We start from the raw sequence: 19,699 nt of genomic DNA on the forward strand, positions 1-19,699 counted from the left end.
CGCGAATGGCGACCATCGAACTGCGCGTACCCGACCTCGGCACCGACGACGCCGTCGACGTGATCGAGTTGCTCGTCGCCGTCGGCGACACCGTCGCCAAGGACCAGGGCCTGCTGACCCTGGAATCCGACAAGGCGACGATGGAAGTGCCGGCGAGCGCCGGCGGCAGGATCACCGCGCTGAAGGTCAAGGTCGGCGACCAGGTCCGCGCCGGCGACCTCATCGCCGAAGCCGAATCCCCCGCCTCTTCTCCTGTAGGAGCGGCTTCAGCCGCGATGCCTTCCGCCGGCACACCCGCCGCGGAGGTTCCCGCAGGAGCCGCCCCCGCGGGAGCGGGGAAAAGCATCGCGGCTGAAGCCGCTCCTACGGTGTCGGCGTCGGCGCCGGCGTCGGAGTCGGTGCCGGTGCCGGTGCCGGCGTCGGTGCCGTCGTCGGTGCCGTCGTCGGCGAAACCCAGCGGCCGCAAGCCCGACATCGACTGCGAGATGCTGGTACTCGGCGCCGGCCCGGGCGGCTACACCGCCGCCTTCCGCAGCGCCGACCTCGGCATGGACACCGTGCTGGTCGAGCGCTACGACGTGCTCGGCGGCGTCTGCCTCAACGTCGGCTGCATCCCGTCGAAGGCGCTGCTGCACGCCGCCGAGGTGCTCAACGAGGCGAAGCACGCCGCCGACTACGGCATCAGCTTCGGCACCCCGAAGATCGACGTCGACAAGTTACGCGCGCACAAGGACAAGGTCGTCGGCCAGATGGTCAAGGGCCTCGCCGGCATGGCGAAGCAGCGCAAGGTGCGCACCGTCACCGGCACCGGCATGTTCGTGTCGCCCAACGAACTGGAAGTGACCGGCGCCGACGGCAAGCTCACGCTGATCCGCTTCGCGAAGGCCATCATCGCCGCCGGCTCGCAGCCGGTGAAACTGCCGGCCTTCCCCTGGGACGACCCGCGCGTGATGGATTCCACCGACGCGCTGATGCTCGCCGACATCCCGAAGAAGCTGCTCGTCGTCGGCGGCGGCATCATCGGCCTCGAGATGGCCTGCGTGTATTCCGCGCTCGGCAGCGCCGTCACCGTCGTCGAGTTCATGCCGCAGCTGATGCCCGGCGCCGACCCCGACCTCGTCAAGCCGCTCGCCGAGCGCCTGAAGAAGCAGGGCGTCGCCGTGCACCTGAAGACCAAGGTCGCGAAGGTCGAGGCGAAGAAGAACGGCCTGCACGCGACATTCGAAGGCGAGTTGGTCCCGGAGACCTCGGTGTTCGACCGCGCGCTCGTCTCGGTCGGCCGCGCCCCGAACGGCGCGAAGATCGGCGCCGACCAGGCCGGCATCGCCGTCACCGACCGCGGCTTCATTCCCGTCGACCGGCAGATGCGCACGAACGTGCCGCACATCTTCGCGATCGGCGACCTCGTCGGCCAGCCGATGCTCGCGCACAAGGCGACGCACGAAGGCAAGCTCGCCGCCGAGGTCGCGCACGGCGCGAAGAAGGAGTGGGTCGCGCGCGTGATCCCGTCGGTGGCCTACACCGATCCCGAAATCGCCTGGGTCGGCGTCACCGAGACCGAAGCGAAGGCGAAGAACCTCGCGGTGCACGTCGCGAAGTTCCCGTGGGCGGCCTCGGGCCGCGCGGTCGGCCTCGGCCGCACGGAAGGCTTCACCAAGCTGATCTTCGATCCCGACACCGACCGCGTGATCGGCGGCGGCATCGTCGGCGTGCGCGCCGGCGACCTGATCGCCGAGATCGCGCTGGCGATCGAGATGGGCTGCGAGGCCGCCGACATCGGCCACACGATCCATCCGCATCCGACGCTGTCGGAGTCGGTGGGCATGGCGGCGGAGATCCAGGAAGGGTCGATTACCGATCTCTACCTCCCGAAGAAGAAGTGATGGCCCATAAGTGAGAAATGAAGAGGCTCACCTGTCTCCGGGTGATTCTCTGATGGCGGGGGGTTCGGGTTGAGCCGGAAGATGGGGCATGCACTACCGACAGGCTCCCGTCTGGCAGAACGCGATGTTGCTCGCGGAAGCCGCCTGTCGGCTCGCCGCAACACTTCCGAGCCAGGAGAGGTACACCGTTCGGCCACAGATCATTCGTGCTGCCGTCTCGGTGGCCAGCAACATCGCGGAAGGCTGGGCGCGCGAATCGGTCAGGGAAAAGTCGCATTTCCTCGCGGTAGCGCAAGGCTCACTCGCGGAACTCACGACGCAGCTGATCCTGTGCAGGCGACTCGGATGGGGCGATCCGGAAAGTTTCGAGCGGATCGCTGCCCTCGAGTCCGATACCGGCAGAATGCTGACGGCGCTGCGCCGTCACTTCCGCCGGTGACTCCATTTCTCACTTCTCCTGAATCATTTCTGCCTTACCCGAACGCGACGTAGCAGACGCCACAAAGCACACAAACCCCAACCACATCCAACACCGCCCCCTCCCGCAGCATGTCCTGCGCCGACACATGCCCCGATCCGTAGGCGATCGCATTCGGGGCGGTAGCGACGGGCAGCATGAAGCCCACGCTCGCGGCGAGCACCGCCGGAAACATGAAGAGCGCCGGATCGACACCGACGGCGCTGCCGGTGGCGGCGAGGATCGGCATCAGGAGCACCGCCGTCGCGGTATTGCTGGCGACCTCGGACATCAGCACGACGCTGCCGACGATGCCGACCAGCAGCAGCGGCAGCGGCAATGCGCTCAGGCCGGAGAGCGACACCGCCAGCCGGTCGCTGAGTCCCGAACTCTGGAACGCCGCCGCCAGCGCGATGCCGCCGCCGAACAGCACCAGCGCGCCCCAGGGCACCTTCTCGGCCGTTTCCCAGTCGAGCAGGCGGCTGCCGCGGCCGTCGGGAATCACGCACAGCACGACGACGGCGAGCAGGGCGATGCTGGCGTCGTTGGCGCCATCGAGGCCGAGCGCGCCGCTCCAGCCGCCGAAGGGTTCGCTGCGGAAGATCCATGCGGCGGCGGTGAGCGCGAACACCGCGAGCACGCGCCGCTCGGCCGGCGACCACGCACCGGTCTCCGGCAGTTCCGCCGCCGGCGCGCCGGCGAGGCGTCGGCCCAGCCACAGCCCGAGCAGCGGCAGGAACAGCAGCACCACCGGTACGCCGATCGCCATCCAGTCGAGAAAGCCGTAGCGGGAGCCGGTGACGTCGGCGTAGACCTGCATGAAGACCAGGTTCGGCGGCGAGCCGATCGGGGTGCCGAGGCCGCCGATGCTGGCCGCGTAGGCGATCGCCAGCACCAGCGGTGCGTGCAGGCGGCGGTCCGGATAGGTCTCCAGGATCGCCATCGCGACCGGCAGCATCAGCAGGGTCGTCGCGGTGTTGCTGATCCACATGCTGATGAAGCCGGTGGCGGCGATGAAGCCGTAGAGCAGGTGGCGGCCGCTGCGGCCGCCGAAGGCGCGCACCATCGCCAGTGCCAGCCGGCGGTGGCCGCCGCTGCGTTCGAGCGCGCGCGAGAGCATGAAGCCGCCGCCGAGCAGCAGGATGAGTTCATGCCCGTAGCTCTGCGCGACCTGTCGGGCGTCGAGCACGCCGAGCACCGGGAAGGCGGCGAGCGGCAGCAGCGCGGTCACCGGGGCCTTCACCGGCTCCATCACCCACCAGGTCGCGCACCAGACGGTCAGCGCGACGGTCGCGGCCAGGGCATGCGATTCGCCGCTGCGATCGACCAGCATGTAGGAGAGCAGGGCGAGCAGCGGGCCGGCGATCAGTGCGGCCTGGCGGGCGGGGTGGGCCATGCGGCGGCTCCGGGTGGGCTCGCCGCACGATAGGGGAAGATGGATCGCGCCTGAAGGCGCTCCTACAGGGGGGTGTGGGCGAATTCGCCGTGGCGGCGGCTGCGGCGGCGCTCGAGGCGTCGCCAGAGTTTTTCGTGGAAGTGGAAGGCGATGGTGTTGCAGAAGGGCTCGACCAGGGCCAGCGCACCGCCGACCAGCACGCTGCCGCTCATCGCCCAGCCGACGGCGAAGGCGGTGGTGAAATGCACGGCGGCGAAGGACAGGGTCTTGGTCATGGCGGCGGTTCCGGGATCGGCCACGATCGTCGCGCCGGCGCCCAATGGCGTCCATTCGATTCTTGCGAATGCGGCGATAGGCGATCGCTATCGCCAGCGTCCTCCGCTTGCCCGGGCCACCTATACTCGCGCCCGGACCACGGAGGACATGGATGAACGATCGCGAGACCCTGGCCCGGCGCGCCGCGCGCGAATTCGCCGAGTTCATGAAGCTGGAATCGGCCGGTGGCGTGCTGCTGGTGATCGCCGCGGCCGTGGCCCTGGTCGTCGCGAACTCACCGCTGGCGGACGCCTACGCCGAGCTGTTCCATGTCGGCGTGCAGGTGCGCGTCGGCGAACTCGACATCGACAAGCCGCTGCTGCTGTGGATCAACGACGGCCTGATGGCGGTGTTCTTCCTGCTCGTCGGGCTGGAGCTGAAGCGCGAATTCGTCGTCGGCCAGTTCGCCGATCGCCGCCAGGTGCTGCTGCCGGGTGTCTGCGCGCTCGCCGGCATGCTGGTGCCGATGGCGATCTACGCCTTCGTCAACCGCGGCGACGCGGTGGCGATGCGCGGCGTCGCGATCCCGGCGGCGACCGACATCGCCTTCGCGCTCGGCGTGCTGGCCCTGCTCGGCAGCCGGGTGCCGGTCGCGCTGAAGCTGCTGCTGACCGCGATCGCCGTCGCCGACGACCTCGGCGCGATCGTGATCATCGCGGTCTGGTACACGAACGACCTGTCCCTGCTGTCGCTCGCCATCGCCGGCGCGGCCTTCGCCGGGCTGCTGCTGATCAACCGGCTCGGCGTCGTGCGTCCGGCGGCCTACGTGCTGCTCGGCGTGGTGATGTGGGTGGCGATGCTGAAGTCCGGCGTGCACGCGACCCTGGCCGGCGTGCTGCTCGGCCTGACGGTCCCGCTGCAGGACCGGCGCGATCCCGCGAAACAGCCGCTGGAAACCTTCGAGGACGCGCTGCATCCCTGGGTCGCCTACGGCATCCTGCCGCTGTTCGCGTTCGCGAATGCCGGCGTCAGCCTCGAGGGTCTGACGTTGGCGAGCCTCGTGCATCCGGTGCCGCTGGGCATCGCCCTGGGCCTGTTCGTCGGCAAGCAGCTCGGCATTTTCGGCGCGGCCGCAGCGCTGATCGCCAGCGGTCTCGTGCGGCGGCCGGACGGCGTCGGCTGGAGCGCGCTCTACGGCATGGCGATCCTGTGCGGCATCGGCTTCACGATGAGCCTGTTCATCGGCGCGCTGTCGTTCGACGCCAGTCACGCCGACCTGCTGGTGGAGAACCGCATCGGCATCCTGACCGGCTCGCTGCTGTCGGCGCTGGTCGGCTGGGCTTTCCTGGCGTGGCGATTGCCGAAGCGCGGATGAGGCGCTGGCTGGCCTTCGGCCTGAGCGGCGCCGTCGGTCAGGCACTGCGGGCGCGCTGGTCGCCACTGCTGGCGACGATCGATGCCGTGAGCCGCGAGGCGCGCGCCGACGCGCCGGGCCTGCACTGGCACCGCGGCAGCCTCGAAGCCCCGCCACCGCTCGCCGAGGCCTGGGACGCCGTGCTGAGCCTGGGCCCGCTGGACCGCTTCGCCGCATGGTTCTGCGCGCAGGGCGTCCGGGCGCCGGTGCTCGTCGCGCTCGGCTCCACCGGCGTGCACGACAAGGCGGCTTCGCCCGATCCGGCGGAACGCGAACTCGCGGCGCGTCTCGCCGCCGCGGAAGCGCGGCTTGCCGCCGCCTGTGCCGCGCGCGAAAGCCGGCTGGTGCTGCTGCGGCCGGGCCTGCTGTGGGGCGGGGAAGCGGATGCGTTCACGCCCCTGGTGGCCGCCGCGCGCCGCTGGCGCCTGCTGCCGGTGCCGCGATCGGCGACCGGCCTGCGCCAGCCCGTGCATGTCGACGACGTCGCCGCCGCGGTGCTCGCTGCGGTGGCGGGCGACTTCGCCGGAACTTACGACCTGCCGGGCGGCGAGGCGCTGGCGTGGCGGGAGATGGTGGCGCGGGTGCTGGCGTCACGGGCGCCGGGGGCGCGCCTGCTCGTGCTGCCGGACGTGGCCTTCCGGCTGGGATTCGCGCTGGCGCGGATCGCCGGCCAGCCGCTGACGGCCGGCCCCGGCCGCCTGGCCCGGCTGCGGCGTGACCAGGTTCACGATTCCGGGCCCGCGACTACCCGATTCCAGTGGCGTCCCCGGCCATTCCGACCGTGAGGTGCGCTGTCCATACGCAGGAGCATTGCCTTTCCGTAACGAACAATTAATATGCCCGAGGAAATGCTCTAATCCGGGGGGAATCCAGAGCGACGTCCGTCTTGACCGACAAGCCAGCCGGCTGTCGTTTCGCGGCTCCGCCCCGGCCTTCCGCCCGATCCTTCGCAAACCGACCTGCACCGACCCGAGGAAGTCTCCATGAAGAAACCGCATCCACGCCACGGGCTGGTCGCTCGTGCCCCGCTGGCCGCCGCCGTCGCCTTCGGCCTGCTGATGGCGCCCGGGGCCCAGGCCTTCGAATTCAGCCGCGGTGAGCTGACCGGCAGCTTCGACACCACGGTCTCCTACGGTTACTCGTGGCGCATCGACGAGCAGGATCCCGACCTGATCGGCAAGTCCTGGTTCGACCCGCTGCTGTGCGCGCAGAACGTGCCGCTGGGTGCGATCCCGGTCGGTACCGGGCGCTGCACCTCGACCGGCGGCGTGCCGGGTTCGGACTACCAGATCGGCGCGCGCGGCCGTTTCTCCGCCAACCGCGACGACGGCAACCTGAAGTACGACCGCGGTGACGCGATCTCGAACGCGGTGAAGATCACCTCCGAGTTCTCGCTGAACTGGCGCGACTGGGGCCTGTTCACCCGCGCGACCTTCTTCCACGACTTCGAGAACCACGACCGCGACGACCTGACCGAGGTCGCGCAGGACCGCATCGGCCAGCGCTTCCGCATGCTCGACGCCTTCGTCTTCAAGGATTTCGGCGGCGGCGAAAGCGGCATCAGCGGCACCGTCCGCCTCGGTCGCCAGGCGGTCAGCTGGGGCGAGAGCACCTTCATCCAGAACGGCATCAACGTCATCAACCCGGTGGACCTGTCGGCGCTGCGCGTCGCCGGTGCCGAGCTGAAGGAAGCGTTCCTGCCGATCGACATGATCTGGGGCTCGGTGCAGATCTCCGAGAACGTCTCGCTCGAAGCGCTGTACATGTTCGAGTTCGAGGAGATCGAGGTCGACGCCGCCGGCACCTACTTCAGCTCGAACGACTTCGGCACCCCGGGCGGCAGCTACGTGATGCTGGGCTTCGGCACCACGCCGCAGCCGGTCTACAACCCGGAATACTTCGAGGCGACCTGCTACAACGGTGCCGCCGGTTACGCGAACTCCGACCGCTTCGCCGACCTCGCCGCGGTCTACGGCCCGGCCAACGCCGGCGCGATCATCGCGATCGGCTGCGGCAACGCGGTCGGCCGCCTGCCGGACCGCCCGGCCAGCGACAGCGGCCAGTTCGGCGTCGCGCTGCGCTGGTACGCGGAAGCGCTGAACGAAACCGAGTTCGGCTTCTACTTCCTGAACTACCACAGCCGCGTGCCGCTGCTGTCGGGCCGCGCGGTCACCGACCCGGTCGGCGGCGCCGCCACCGGCCGCTTCTTCGCCGAGTATCCGGAAGACATCCAGCTGTACGGCATCTCGTGGAACACCACGCTCCCCGGCGGCATCGCCTGGCAGGGTGAGGTCAGCCACCGCCCGAACATGCCGCTGCAGGTCGACGACGTCGAGCTGCTGTACGCCGCGCTGAGCCCGCTGAATCCGTTCATCGCCGCGCCGGCGCTGCGCTTCAACAGCCAGCTCGGCCAGTACAACTTCGGCCAGGAAGTGCGCGGCTGGCGCGAGCACGAGGTCAGCCAGCTGCAGATGACCTTCACGAAGGCGTTCGCCAACGTGCTCGGCGCGCAGCAGCTCGCGATGGTCGCCGAGGTCGGCGCCACCGAGGTCCACGACCTGCCGCCGCAGTCCGAACTGCGCTACGAGGGCGAAGGCACCGACACCGCCGGCAGCTGCGACGTCGGCGACGTGCTCGCCAACGGCGGCTTCGGCGGTCCGGGCGTGCTGATGTACGGCTGCGCCCGCAACCCGTACACGCTCACCGGCGGCTTCCCGACCAGCTTCTCGTGGGGCTACCGCGTCGCCGCGCGTGCCGACTATGCGAACGCCTTCGGCAGCCCGCTGACCTTCTCGCCGCGCGTCGCCTTCAACCACGACGTCAGCGGTACCACCCCCGGCCCGGGCGGCAACTTCCTCGAGGACCGCAAGTCGCTGACGGTCGGCCTCGAAGCGAACTACCTGAACCAGTGGGTGTTCGACCTCAGCGTGACGTACTTCTTCGGCGCCGAGGAATACAACCAGATCCACGACCGCGATTTCGCGGCGTTCTCGGTCCGCTATTCGTTCTGACGCCATACAAGGGAGGCAGAGGATGAACATCACCAGGAAAACCGCGCTGGCCATGACGGTCGCAGCCGCGGTCTTCACCGCCGGCCAGGCAACCGCCGCGGTCAGCGAAACGGAAGCCGCCAAGCTCGGAACGACGCTGACCCCGGTCGGCGGCGAACGCGCCGGCAATGCCGACGGCACCATCCCCGCGTGGGACGGTGGCATCACCCGCCCGCCGGCGGGCTACAAGGTCGGCGAGTTCCACCCCGATCCGTACGCGGCCGACAAGCCGCTGTTCCAGATCAGCCGGGCCAACGTCGCCCAGTACGCGCAGTACCTGTCGCCGGGCCAGCGGGCGATGTTCGAGCGGTATCCGAACACCTACCGCATGGACGTCTATCCGACCCGCCGCAGCGCCTCGTTCCCGCAGCGGACCTACGAGATGACCCGCCGCAACGCGACCCAGTGCCGTCTGGTCGCCGACGGTGAGGGCGTGCAGAACTGCGCCGAGGGCATTCCGTTCCCGATCCCGCAGAACGCCTACGAGGTCATCTGGAACCACAAGCTCAAGTACAAGGGCCTGTCGGTCGTCAGCTACTCGAACCAGGCGGCGCCGACCGCCAGCGGTGCCTACACGCTGGTGAAGCTGCGCGAGGAACTGCTCGGCCTGTACTACAAGCCGGGCAACACCTCCGAGACCATCAACAACATCCTGCTGTACTTCAAGCAGGAAGTGCTCGGTCCGGCGCGCCTGGCCGGCCAGGTGCTGCTGGTGCACGAGACCCTGAACGCGGCCGCCGCGCCGCGCCAGGCGTGGGTGTACAACCCGGGCCAGCGCCGCGTGCGCCGCGCTCCGAACGTCGCCTACGACAACCCGGGCACCGCCTCGGACGGCCTGCGCACCAACGACATGACCGACATGTTCAACGGCGCGATGGACCGCTTCGACTGGACCCTGGTCGGCAAGCGCGAAATGCTCGTCCCGTACAACGCCTACCGCGCCCACGCCGGCACGACCCGCATCAGCGACCTGATCCGCCCGGGCCATCTGAACCCGGACTACATGCGCTACGAGCGGCACCGCGTCTGGGTGGTCGAGGCCAAGCTGAAGCCGGGCCAGCGCCACATCAACAGCCGCCGCACCTTCTACGTCGACGAGGACAGCTGGCAGATCCTGATGATCGATCACTACGACGGTCAGGGGAATCTGTGGCGCTTCTCCGACGCGCCCTCGGTGAACTACTACGAGGTGCCGACGTTCTGGTCGACGCTGGAAACCCACCACGACCTCAAGTCCGGCCGCTACATCACGATGCTGCTGGACAACGAGGACAAGCCGCGTGACTTCGGCTACCAGAGCACCCCGGCGAACTACTCGCCGCAGAACCTGCGTACCGCAGGCGTGCGCTGATCCGGCAGTCGCCGTAGCAACACCCGCCGCGCCCGCAAGGGCGCGGCGGCGTTCCGGGCTCCCGAACCGGGGGCCACCCGAGCAGGAGCCTTCATGTCCCGAACCCCCTTCCGACGCGCGCGCCTCCCGCTGGCCATGCTGGCCGCACTGGCCCTCGCCGCGCCCACGCTGGCGCAGGACCCGATCGCCGACGACACCGGGGAAGGCGACTATCCGATGGAAACCGACGAGGGCGACGAGCCCCTCGTCGACGCGGCACCCGCGGTCGCGGCGACCGATCCCGCGCTGCTCGATGCCGAACCGATGCCCCGCGCCGCCGACTCGATGCTGCTCGACGCGGTGCGCACCAATTCCGGTTTCTTCGTCGTCGGCGAACGCGGCCACGTGCTCGTCTCCGAGGACGGCCGCCGCTGGACCCAGGCGAAGATCCCGACCCGTTCCACGCTGACCTCGATCGCCACCGCCGACGGCATCCTGTGGGCCGCCGGCCACGACGGCGTGATCGTGCACTCGACCGACGGCGGCCAGACCTGGACCCGCCGCCGCGCCGCGCCGTGGACGCCGGACACCTTCGACGCCAGTGAAGGCGTGCCGGTGCTCGACCTGCTGTTCACCGACGCCAGTCACGGCTTCGCGGTCGGCGCCTACAGCCTGATGCTGGTGACCGACGACGGCGGCGTGACCTGGACCCCACGCGGCGTCGCCAGCGACGAGGACGACGCCCCGGCGGCGGTCGCCGCGGCTGCCGAGGACGGCGGTGACGAAGGCGAGGACTGGACCTTCGACGAGTCCGACCTGATGCTCGACGCCGAGTCCGATCCGCATTTCAACGCGATCGCCCGCAGCGGTTCCGGGGCGCTGGTGATCGCCGGCGAGCGCGGCGCCTTCCTGCGTTCGCGCGACGGCGGCCAGACCTGGGAAAGCCGCCGCCTGCCCTACGAGGGCTCGATGTTCGGCGTGCTGTCCTGGGACGGCGACCACATCATGGTCTTCGGCCTGCGGGGCAACGTCTACGAATCCACCGACCTCGGCGACAGCTGGACGCGCGTCGAGACCGGCACCACCGCCAGCCTGATGGGCGGCGCGGCGCTGCCGTCCGGCGGTGCGATCCTGGTCGGCGCCAACGGCACCCTGCTGACGCGTGCGAACGCGCAGGCGCCGTTCAGCGCCAGCACCGTGACCGACGGCGACGGCATCCCGCAGCTCTCGGCGGTGGTGCCGGCCGGCGATGACGGCTTCCTCGTGGTCGGCGAGATGGGTGCCGACCTGTACCGCCCGCAGTAACGGAGTAGCAATGAGCCTGCCCAACGCCCAGCCCGGCCCCTTCGCCCGGTTCGCCGAGACGCTGGTCTTCGGAAACCGCCCGCTCGTGCTGATCGTCTTCGCGGCGATCACCGCGGCGATGCTCTACTTCGCCGCCCAGCTCGAGATCGACGCCGGCTTCAAGAAGCAGGTGCCGCTGCAGCACGAGTACATGCAGACCTTCCTCGAGTACGAGGCGGACTTCGGCGGCGCCAACCGCGTGCTGGTCGCGGTGATCGCCGAGGACGGCGACATGTACGACCAGCACTTCATGCAGGTGCTGGAGAACGTCACCAACGAGGTCATCAACCTCGAGGCGACCGACGACGCCCGCTCGCGCTCGCTGTTCACCCCGAACGTGCGCTTCATCGAGGTCGTCGAGGACGGCCTGTCCGGCGGCAACGTGATCCCGCAGACGTTCACCCCGAACGTGCCGGGCTTCGAGGCGACCCCGGAGGACTTCGCGCAGATCCGCAGCAACATCCTGAAGGCCAACATCACCGGCCGCCTGGTCGCGCGCGACGGTTCCGGCGCGATGATCTGGGCCGACCTGATCCCCGAATCGGGCGACAACAAGGTCGACTACCGGGCGATCGCCGAACAGTTCGAGGAGATCCGCCGGAAGTACGAGAAGGAAGGCGTCACGATCCACGTGATCGGCTTCGCCAAGATGGTCGGCGACATCGCCGACGGCGCCGCCTCGGTGGTGAAGTTCTTCGCGCTGACGGTCGCTTTCACGTGGCTGCTGCTGTTCCTGTACTCGACCTCGGCGAAGCTGGCGAGCCTGACCGTCGCCGCCGCGCTGGTGTCGGTGATCTGGATGCTGGGCGCGCTGAAGCTGATGGGCTTCGGCATCGACCCGATGAACATGCTGACGCCGTTCCTGATATTCGCGATCGCGGTCAGCCACGGCGAACAGATGATCAACCGCTTCCGCGGCGAGATCTTCTTCGGTGGCCTCGAGGAGGGCACCGTCGAGGAGCTGCGCGCGCGCGCCGCTAACGCGGTCGGGCCGCTGGAGGCGGCGCGGCTGTCGTTCCGCATGCTGCTCGGCCCGGGCACCGTCGCGCTGCTGGCCGGCTGCATCGGCTTCGGCGCGATCATGGTGATCCCGATCGACATGGTGCGCGAGCTGGCGATCACCGCCACCGTCGGCGTCGCCCTGACGATCCTGACCGACCTGGTGCTGCTGCCGGTGCTGCTGAGCTACACGAAGCTGCGCAACATCGACCGCAAGCGCGAATTCCGCCTGCGCCAGCTGACCCGCTTCGACCGCATCTGGGCGGCGCTGTCGCGGCTGTCGAGTCGGCCGGCGGCGGCGGTGGTGATCCTGGTCGGCCTGGTCGGCTGGTTCTTCGCCTGGCAGCACGGCAACAACGTGATGATCGGCGATGCGCAGAAGGGCGTCGCCGAGCTGCACGCCGACGCCCGCTACAACCAGGACGCGGTGCTGATCTCCGAGCGCTTCTCGCTCGGCGTCGACATCCTCAACGTGATCGCCGAGTCCGGCCCGTCCGCGTGCACCACCAGCTACGCGGCGATGGAGCTGATCGACCGCTTCGCCTGGCACATGCAGAACGTCGAGGGCGTCGAGCAGGTGATCACCCTGCCGGCGGCGGCGAAGATCGTGAACGCCGGCTGGAACGACGGCTCGATGCGCTGGCGCGTGCTGCCGCGCGATCCCGACACGCTGCGCCAGGCGACGCAGAACTTCGAGACCGATTCCGGCCTGCTCAACGCCGACTGCAGCGCGATGCCGATCACGATCTTCCTCGCCGACCACCAGGCGACGACGATCGACCGCGTGGTCGCGGCGGTGAAGGATTTCCGCGAGGCCAACAACGCCTTCGTGCCGGGCAACCTGCAGCTGAAGCTGGCCGAGGAAGCGGCGAACACGCCGGACTTCCAGACCGACCAGGTGAACCTGCGCCTGGCCACCGGCAACGTCGGCGTGATGGCGGCGACCAACGACGAGGTGCGCAAGGCCGAACACTGGATCCTCGGCCTGCTGTACGCCGCGGTGTTCGTGATGTGCCTGCTCAGCTTCCGCAACCCGCTGGCGGCGCTGTGCGTGCTGGCGCCGCTGGTGCTGGTCACCGAGCTGGGCCACTCGCTGATGGTCGAACTCGGCATCGGCATGAAGGTCAACACGCTCTGCGTGGTGGCGCTGGGCGTCGGCATCGGCGTCGACTACGGCATCTACATCTTCGCGCGCATGCGCGAGGCGATGTCGCAGGGCCGCAGCCTGTCGGAGAGCTACTTCATCGCGCTGAAGACCACCGGCATCGCGATCTTCTACACCGCGCTGACCCTGGCGGTGGGCGTGGCGATGTGGATCTTCTCGGACCTGAAGTTCCAGGCCGACATGGGCGTGATGCTGACCTTCATGTTCGTGGTGAACATGATCGCGGCGATCATCTTCCTGCCGGCGCTGTGCCGCTGGCTGCTGCGCCCGGGCGAAAGCGACGACTGGCGCCCGAAGCTCTGACCGGAGGCGGTCGCATGGGTGACAGGCATCTCCCTGACCTGGCGGCCGACTTCCATGTGCGCCTGCGCAAGGCGCGGCGATACGCGCGCCTGACCCAGAGCGCGGTCGCCGCCGCCTGCGGGGTCAGCCGCAACGCCGTCACCCACTGGGAGCACCCGGAAGGCACGCGGCCGACGCTGGCCCACCTGAGCTGCGTCGCCCACGTCACCGGGGTCGCCTTCGAATGGCTGTGCACCGGCCGCGGCCGCATGGTCTACCAGGCGCTCGACGACCGCGAGGAAGCCGGCGTGCTGCTGCGCTATTGCGCCCAGGACGAGACCGAGGAACGTATCCTGGTCGACCTGCGCCGGCTCAGTTACGCGCAGACCCTGGCGATCGCCGCATTGGTGTCGTCACTGGCGCGCGAGGCCGCCGGCAGCGACGAGCCGCCACGAAGGCAGCCGCCGCTGCGCCCGAGCCGCCGCATCGGCGAGGACGACTAGAGCTCCTGCGGCTCGACCACCGGCGGCCGCGCGCGCGTCCGGCTGCGCAGCGCGATCACGAGGATGCCGCCGAGTACCATCGCGCCGCCGAGCCACAGGCGCGGACCGGGACGGTCGCCCCAGAACACGATGCCGAGCGCGACCGCGAACACCGGCGTCAGCAGCAGCCACGGCATCACCGTCGCGACCGGGTGGCGGCGCACCAGCACGTAGTAGAGGCCGTGCCCCAGCAGGGACGCCACCAGCGCCGCCCAGGCGATGCCGGCCCAGGCGGTCGCCGTCAGCGCCGGGATCAGCGCGAAGCCGCCCGGTTCCAGCCACGCGCTGAGCGCGAGCAGCGGCGGCAGCCCGACCAGCGCGATCCAGGCCTGCATGCTCCACGGCGACAGGCCGCCGATCCCGCGCATCAGCACCGTGCCCAGCGCGAGGAAGAACGCCGACACCAGCATCAGCCCCAGCGATGCCGGCCGCGCGAGCACCAGCGGATCGAAGCCGAGCACCAGCACGCCGGCGAAGCTCAGCGCCACCGCGGTACCGGTCCGCCACGCAAAGCGCTCGCCGAGCAGCAACCAGGCCAGCAGCACCGACATCGGGATGTAGCTCTGCATCACGATCGCCGGCGACGACAGGTTGCCCGCCAGCTTCAGCGCCCAGAAGCTCAGCCCGAAATGCAGCACGCCGGTGCACGTGGCGATCGCCAGCAGGCGCGGCCACTGCCCCGGCGGCGGCCGCCGCAGCAGCGGCGCCAGCAGCAGCACCAGCACGGCCAGGCGCAGCGCGGTGAACAGCAGCGGCGGCAGCTCGCGCAGCGCCAGCGCCGACATCAGGAAGTTGCCGGCCCAGGCCAGGCAGATCAGCAGGGCCAGCAGGAGATCGCGCAGCGGCATTCAGGGGGTCCGGACGGGGCGCGGCATTATGCGCCCGCGGTCCGGTACCGCGGCGTCGGCATCCGCGTCGGCGTCGGCGTCCTCGTCCGCCTCGGCGTCCGCGACCGGGCAGGATCGGTCGCGGTCAGTGGCCCCAGCCGAGCCGGCGGTAGAGCTTGTCGAGCGTCCACAGCGGCCCGATCAGCAGATAGCTCAGGTCGGTGAAGAAGCTCGGCTTACGGCCTTCGATCCTGTGGCCGATGAACTGGCCGATCCATGCGACGACGAACACGCCGATCGCGATCCAAAGCAGCCCCGGGATCCCGAACTGCAGCCAGAGCAGGCGGTTGATCACCCCGAAGGCGACGAAGGTGGCGAGCATGCCGAACGCCAGCGGCTTCGACAGTTTCCAGTAGTACAGCCACGCGAAGAACATGCCGACCGCCATCCACGTGCCCGGCTGCAGGTAGGCCGACGGCACCGGGATCGTCCACATCAGCGCGGTCACCGACCAGACGATGGTCGGCACGCAGATCACATGGATCAGCTGGTTGGTCGGGTGCTGGTGGTCGCCGGAATAGCTGAAGAGCCAGCGGTCGATCGGCCGGCGCGGGTCGGGTGCGTCCTGCAGGGTCTCGGTCGTCGACATGGACTGGCTCCGGAGAATGCTTTGGCCATTCTAGGGCGAGTAACGAGCGGAGAGTAACGAGTAACGAGTAAACCCCCGCGCTTCGCGCGAGCGCGGGTCTCCACTCGTTACTCGTCGCTCTCCACTCTCCACTCGCTTCACAGGTCAGCCAGCCGCGCCAGCGCCTCCGCATACCGCTGCCGCGTGCCCGCGACGACCTCCGCCGGCAGCCGCGGGCCGGGGGCGGTCTTGTTCCAGTCGAGGGTTTCCAGGAAGTCGCGCACGAACTGCTTGTCGTAGCTCGGCGGGCTGCTTCCGGGCGCGTATTCGTCGGCCGGCCAGAAGCGCGACGAGTCGGGCGTCAGCAGCTCGTCCATCACGTGCAGCACGCCGGCCTCGTCGAGGCCGAACTCGAGCTTGGTGTCGGCGATGATGATGCCGCGGGTGGCCGCGTAGTCGGCGGCGTAGCGATAGATCGCCAGGGTCGCGGAGCGCACCTGTTCGGCGAGGTCGGCGCCGATCAGGCGCACCACCGCGTCGAAGTCGACGTTCTGGTCGTGGTCGCCGACGGCGGCTTTGGTCGACGGCGTGAAGATCGGCTGCGGCAGGCGGTCGGCCTGGCGCAGGCCGCCGGGCAGGGCGATGCCGCAGACCGCGCCGGTGCGCTGGTAGTCGGCCCAGCCGCTGCCGATCAGGTAGCCGCGGGCGATCGCCTCGACCGGCACCGGCCGCAGCTTCTTCGTCACCACCGAACGCTGCAGGTACGGCGCCGGGTCGACGCCTTCCGGCAGCACCGCGGCGACGTCGTCGCCGGTCAGATGGTTGGGCATCAGGTGGGCGGTGCGCGCGAACCAGAAATTGCTGATCCGGCAGAGCATTTCGCCCTTGCCCGGGATCGGGTCGGGCAATACGACGTCGAAGGCGGAGAGGCGATCGGTCGCGACCATCAGCAGCCGGTTGCCCGGCAGTTCGTAGACGTCGCGGACCTTGCCGCGATGCAGCAGCGGCAGCGGGAGGTCGGAAGTGTGCAGCGTGGTGGACACGGCGGATCCGGTACGCGGGCGGGGCGACATTATGCACAGCCCGGCGCGGCCGTGGCCGCTGCTAGACTGCGGGCCCGCGACGGAGGACGCCTGGAACGATGCGCTGGTACGGAAAGCTGCTCGGATTCATTGCCGGCTGGCTGCTGCTGCGGCATCCGGCGGGCGCGGTGATCGGCCTGCTGGTCGGCCATGCCTTCGACGCCGACTGGCTGCGCCCGAAGCGCTACGACCCCTATGCGGTGCTCGGCCTGCGCGACGACGCCACCGACGGCGAGGTCGACCGCGCCTACCGCCAGCTGATCGCCCAGTACCACCCGGACCGCCTGGTCGGCGCGGCCGAGGACCTGCGCCTGCAGGCCGAGGACAAGGCGCGCGCGATCAACGCCGCCTACGACCGGATCCAGAAACTCCGCAGATAACGGTGTCAGATAACGGTGTCAGAGACAGTTATCCAAATAACTGTCTCCGACACCGTTACCAGTCACCGTCGTTGAAGCGCCAGCCGAGGGTCAGCCGGGTCGAGCTGAAGTCGACCGCGGAACGGGTGCGGCGGATGTCGGTGCCGTCGGGGTCGCGGTGGTCGAAGATGCCGCCGTCGGCGTGCACCGTGAAGTCGCTGTCGTCGTCGAAGCTGCTGCTCAGCCACTCGAGGCCCAGCGTGATGTTGCGGGTGACGAAGGTCTCGTAGCCGATGCCGAACTGCCAGCCACTGGCGGTGCCTTCCTCGCCGGACAGGGTGTAGGTGGAGCCGTTGTCGCTGGTCGTGAAGCGGTTGACCACGTCGGCGCGGCCATAGCCCAGCGTCGCGTAGGCCAGGTTGCTGCCGTCGCCGAAGGTGAAGCCGATGCGGCCGCGGATGGAGCTGACGTCGCCGACCTCGCGATGCATCGTGTAGGTGTTCAGCGCGGTGGTGTAGCCGGTGACGCTGTCGGCGAACTCGTTCGTCGAATGCTCGATCGCGACGCCGACCACCAGGTCCAGGGTCTGCCAGTCGTAGCCGATGCGGATGCCGACGTCGCCGGAATTGTCGTCCATGTTGTTGCGGCAGCCCGACTGCGGCCAGCCGGAATTCGCGGTGCCGCCGCAGAAGCCCGGCGCGAACGCGTTGATCAGCAGCACCGGATCCGAGGACACGCCGTCGCCGTAGCGGCCGTCGCCGTCGGTGTCGAAGTCGAGCATTTCCCGGCTGTCGTTGCTCTGCGAGGTAGCGCCGCCGTGGATGCCGATGTGGAAGCCGTCCCAGCTCCACTGGGCGGCGGCGGGCGTCGAGGCCGCGGCGAACAGGGCGGTCAGCGAAAGGGCGAACAACGGCTTCATCGGGTTCTCCGGGCCGGTGGGGCGGCCGAATGGACGTACAGGCCCCGCATGGTAGTGGTTACGGGCCCGGGAAAAAACCGCCGGGCGGGCCGGCCCGCCGATTAAGATGGCGTCCCGCGCCCGGAGCCGCCCCGATGTCCGCCTGCCTGATTGCCCCTTCCATCCTGTCCGCGGACTTCGCCCGCCTCGGCGCCGAGGTCGACGCGGTGCTGCAGGCCGGCGCCGACTGGGTGCATTTCGACGTGATGGACAACCATTACGTGCCGAACCTGACGATCGGCCCGATGGTCTGCGAAGCGCTGCGCAGGCACGGCGTCACCGCCCCGATCGACGTCCACCTGATGGTGAAGCCGGTCGACCGCATCGTCCCGGACTTCGCCCAGGCCGGCGCCACGTACATCAGCTTCCACCCCGAAGCCAGCGAGCACGTGCACCGCACGATCCAGCTGATCCGCAGCCACGGCTGCAGGCCGGGCCTGGTGCTGAACCCCGCGACGCCGGTCGAGGTGCTCGACTACTTGCTCGACGAGCTCGACCTGGTGCTGCTGATGTCGGTGAACCCCGGCTTCGGCGGCCAGGCCTTCATCCCGTCGGCGCTGGACAAGCTGCGCCGCGTGCGCGAGCGCATCGCCGCCAGTGGCCGCGACATCCGCCTCGAGATCGACGGCGGCGTGAAGCCCGACAACATCGGTGCGATCGCTGCGGCCGGCGCCGACACCTTCGTCGCGGGTTCGGCGATCTTCAACGCCCCCGACTACGCGGCCGTGATCGCGAAGATGCGCGCGGAGGTCGCGGCGGCACGCAGCGCGAACGCCTGAGCGAGTCGCCGCTACTCCGGCTGGGGTTCCAGCGTCACCACATAGCGCATCGGTCCGCCAGCCGCGACCGCGTCGAAGGGCCAGCAGGTCACCAGCACCAGGCGGTCCGCAGCCGCCGTCACGTCCAGGCGTGTCGTGCGCGAATCGACCACTTCACTGCCGGCCACGGTCCAGCGGCTGATGCCCGACGCCGCTTCCAGTTCGACGACGTCGCCATGCTGCAGCTCTCGCAGCCATTCGAAGTGGCTGTCGCGGTGGCCGCTGATCACGGTGGTGCCGGTGGTGCCCGGCGCGGCGCTGGCTTCGGCCCAGCCGGGGCCGAAGGCGAGGGGGCGGCCGGCGTCGCCGGCGAGCACGATCTGGCTCCGGCCCAGGCGTGGCGCCGACAGGCGCGCCACCGGATGGGTATCGGCCCAGGGCCAGGGACGGTGGGCGCCGCCGTCGCCACGCGCCTGTTCCCAGGCTTCGCCGAGCAGATGCTGCGCCAGCGCCGCCTTCGCCGGCATCCAGCCGGCGTGCAGCGCGAGCACGGCGGCGACGGGCAGAAGAAGCCGCGCCAGCCAGCGAGGGCCACGCGCGGCCGGGCCTGCATCCGCGCCCGATGAAAGCTCCGGACTCAGCCGGCGACGGCGATCGCGGCCTGCGGCATCGGCTGCAGCTGCGGCAGCGGCACGGCGACCGGGCGCACCGGTGCGGGTGCCGGCACGACCTGCAGGCGCGGCTTCAGCGGCAGCGGCCGGCGCGCCGGGGTGACCGCGTGCTTCGCGGCGGTCGCTTCCGGGCACGGCCAGCCCATGTTGCGCAGCGCCTGCTCCAGGGAGCACCGACGCGGTTCCTGCGGGATCGGCTGCAGGTCCGTTGCATTCTCGACGACCAGGATCATGGCGGGTCTCCTTCATGGCTTCAGCGGCGTGCGGGGGCTCGCAGCAGGCACATCACGAGCGTGCAG

At 69.7% G+C, this 19,699-nt stretch carries 19 protein-coding genes; 11 read left to right on the forward strand and 8 right to left on the reverse strand.

Annotation, left to right across the window (positions count from 1 at the left end):
* Positions 1-5: 5 nt before the first annotated feature.
* Both lpdA and K311_RS0105130 read left to right on the forward strand, forming a co-directional pair.
* Positions 6-1,883 (forward strand): dihydrolipoyl dehydrogenase, encoded by a 1,878-nt coding sequence (lpdA, locus tag K311_RS0105125; RefSeq protein WP_026816430.1) that lies wholly within the window; start codon positions 6-8, stop codon positions 1,881-1,883.
* Positions 1,884-1,971: 88 nt separating this feature from the next.
* Complete coding sequence (locus tag K311_RS0105130) at positions 1,972-2,322, forward strand: four helix bundle protein (RefSeq protein ID WP_026816431.1); 351 nt, start codon at positions 1,972-1,974, stop codon at positions 2,320-2,322.
* Between the two features lie 34 nt (positions 2,323-2,356).
* Here K311_RS0105130 and K311_RS0105135 read toward each other — a convergent pair whose 3' ends face one another.
* The gene (locus K311_RS0105135; RefSeq protein WP_026816432.1) at positions 2,357-3,736 is read right to left on the reverse strand and encodes an SLC13 family permease; all 1,380 of its coding nucleotides are present in this window, start codon (positions 3,734-3,736) and stop codon (positions 2,357-2,359) included.
* A gap of 62 nt (positions 3,737-3,798) precedes the next feature.
* Positions 3,799-4,011 carry a DUF2061 domain-containing protein gene (locus tag K311_RS0105140; RefSeq protein WP_026816433.1) on the reverse strand — a complete coding sequence of 71 codons (213 nt, stop codon included), beginning with the start codon at positions 4,009-4,011 and terminating at the stop codon, positions 3,799-3,801.
* A gap of 152 nt (positions 4,012-4,163) precedes the next feature.
* On the opposite strand from K311_RS0105140, the gene nhaA reads away from it, so the two are divergent.
* From nhaA to K311_RS17520, 7 genes are all read left to right on the forward strand, one after another.
* Positions 4,164-5,366 carry a Na+/H+ antiporter NhaA gene (gene nhaA, locus K311_RS0105145; protein ID WP_051239520.1) on the forward strand — a complete coding sequence of 401 codons (1,203 nt, stop codon included), beginning with the start codon at positions 4,164-4,166 and terminating at the stop codon, positions 5,364-5,366.
* Positions 5,363-6,190 carry a Rossmann-fold NAD(P)-binding domain-containing protein gene (locus tag K311_RS15440; RefSeq protein ID WP_043797001.1) on the forward strand — a complete coding sequence of 276 codons (828 nt, stop codon included), beginning with the start codon at positions 5,363-5,365 and terminating at the stop codon, positions 6,188-6,190. Before nhaA ends, K311_RS15440 begins: the two co-directional genes overlap by 4 nt.
* Positions 6,191-6,388: 198 nt before the next feature.
* Positions 6,389-8,416: a DUF1302 domain-containing protein gene (locus K311_RS0105155; RefSeq protein WP_026816435.1), complete on the forward strand. Its 2,028-nt coding sequence runs from the start codon at positions 6,389-6,391 to the stop codon at positions 8,414-8,416.
* Positions 8,417-8,438: 22 nt separating this feature from the next.
* Positions 8,439-9,806 (forward strand): DUF1329 domain-containing protein, encoded by a 1,368-nt coding sequence (locus K311_RS0105160; RefSeq protein ID WP_081683283.1) that lies wholly within the window; start codon positions 8,439-8,441, stop codon positions 9,804-9,806.
* A gap of 93 nt (positions 9,807-9,899) precedes the next feature.
* A complete protein-coding gene (locus tag K311_RS15445; RefSeq protein WP_081683284.1) occupies positions 9,900-11,090 on the forward strand; it encodes a WD40/YVTN/BNR-like repeat-containing protein in 1,191 nt (396 codons plus the stop codon).
* A gap of 10 nt (positions 11,091-11,100) precedes the next feature.
* Positions 11,101-13,596 (forward strand): efflux RND transporter permease subunit, encoded by a 2,496-nt coding sequence (locus K311_RS15450; RefSeq protein WP_051239522.1) that lies wholly within the window; start codon positions 11,101-11,103, stop codon positions 13,594-13,596.
* A 14-nt stretch (positions 13,597-13,610) separates the two neighbouring features.
* Positions 13,611-14,078 carry a helix-turn-helix domain-containing protein gene (locus tag K311_RS17520; protein ID WP_051239523.1) on the forward strand — a complete coding sequence of 156 codons (468 nt, stop codon included), beginning with the start codon at positions 13,611-13,613 and terminating at the stop codon, positions 14,076-14,078.
* Here the strand turns inward: K311_RS17520 and K311_RS15460 are convergent.
* From K311_RS15460 to K311_RS0105190, 3 genes are all read right to left on the reverse strand, one after another.
* A complete protein-coding gene (locus tag K311_RS15460; RefSeq protein WP_051239525.1) occupies positions 14,075-14,965 on the reverse strand; it encodes a DMT family transporter in 891 nt (296 codons plus the stop codon). The two genes, K311_RS17520 and K311_RS15460, sit on opposite strands and share 4 nt — an antisense overlap.
* 124 nt (positions 14,966-15,089) lie before the next feature.
* Positions 15,090-15,593, reverse strand: coding sequence for an Mpo1 family 2-hydroxy fatty acid dioxygenase (locus K311_RS0105185; protein WP_051239528.1), 504 nt, complete (start codon positions 15,591-15,593; stop codon positions 15,090-15,092).
* Positions 15,594-15,730: 137 nt separating this feature from the next.
* Positions 15,731-16,615: a phosphoribosylaminoimidazolesuccinocarboxamide synthase gene (locus K311_RS0105190; RefSeq protein WP_026816438.1), complete on the reverse strand. Its 885-nt coding sequence runs from the start codon at positions 16,613-16,615 to the stop codon at positions 15,731-15,733.
* Between the two features lie 98 nt (positions 16,616-16,713).
* Here K311_RS0105190 and K311_RS0105195 point away from each other — a divergent pair, with 98 nt between their 5' ends.
* Complete coding sequence (locus K311_RS0105195) at positions 16,714-17,034, forward strand: J domain-containing protein (RefSeq protein WP_026816439.1); 321 nt, start codon at positions 16,714-16,716, stop codon at positions 17,032-17,034.
* Between the two features lie 55 nt (positions 17,035-17,089).
* Here the strand turns inward: K311_RS0105195 and K311_RS15465 are convergent, their stop codons facing one another.
* Positions 17,090-17,932, reverse strand: coding sequence for an outer membrane protein (locus K311_RS15465; RefSeq protein WP_051239529.1), 843 nt, complete (start codon positions 17,930-17,932; stop codon positions 17,090-17,092).
* Positions 17,933-18,066: 134 nt separating this feature from the next.
* On the opposite strand from K311_RS15465, the gene rpe reads away from it, so the two are divergent.
* A complete protein-coding gene (rpe, locus tag K311_RS0105205; protein ID WP_026816440.1) occupies positions 18,067-18,750 on the forward strand; it encodes a ribulose-phosphate 3-epimerase in 684 nt (227 codons plus the stop codon).
* Positions 18,751-18,761: 11 nt separating this feature from the next.
* Here the strand turns inward: rpe and K311_RS18600 are convergent, their stop codons facing one another.
* The gene (locus K311_RS18600) at positions 18,762-19,370 is read right to left on the reverse strand and encodes a class GN sortase (protein ID WP_281168214.1); all 609 of its coding nucleotides are present in this window, start codon (positions 19,368-19,370) and stop codon (positions 18,762-18,764) included.
* Positions 19,367-19,633 carry a hypothetical protein gene (locus K311_RS18605; RefSeq protein WP_026816441.1) on the reverse strand — a complete coding sequence of 89 codons (267 nt, stop codon included), beginning with the start codon at positions 19,631-19,633 and terminating at the stop codon, positions 19,367-19,369. The genes K311_RS18600 and K311_RS18605 overlap by 4 nt, the downstream gene beginning before the upstream one ends.
* Positions 19,634-19,699: the final 66 nt, after the last annotated feature.

Source organism: Arenimonas composti TR7-09 = DSM 18010 (assembly GCF_000426365.1).
GTDB classification, from domain to species: Bacteria; Pseudomonadota; Gammaproteobacteria; order Xanthomonadales; family Xanthomonadaceae; genus Arenimonas; species Arenimonas composti.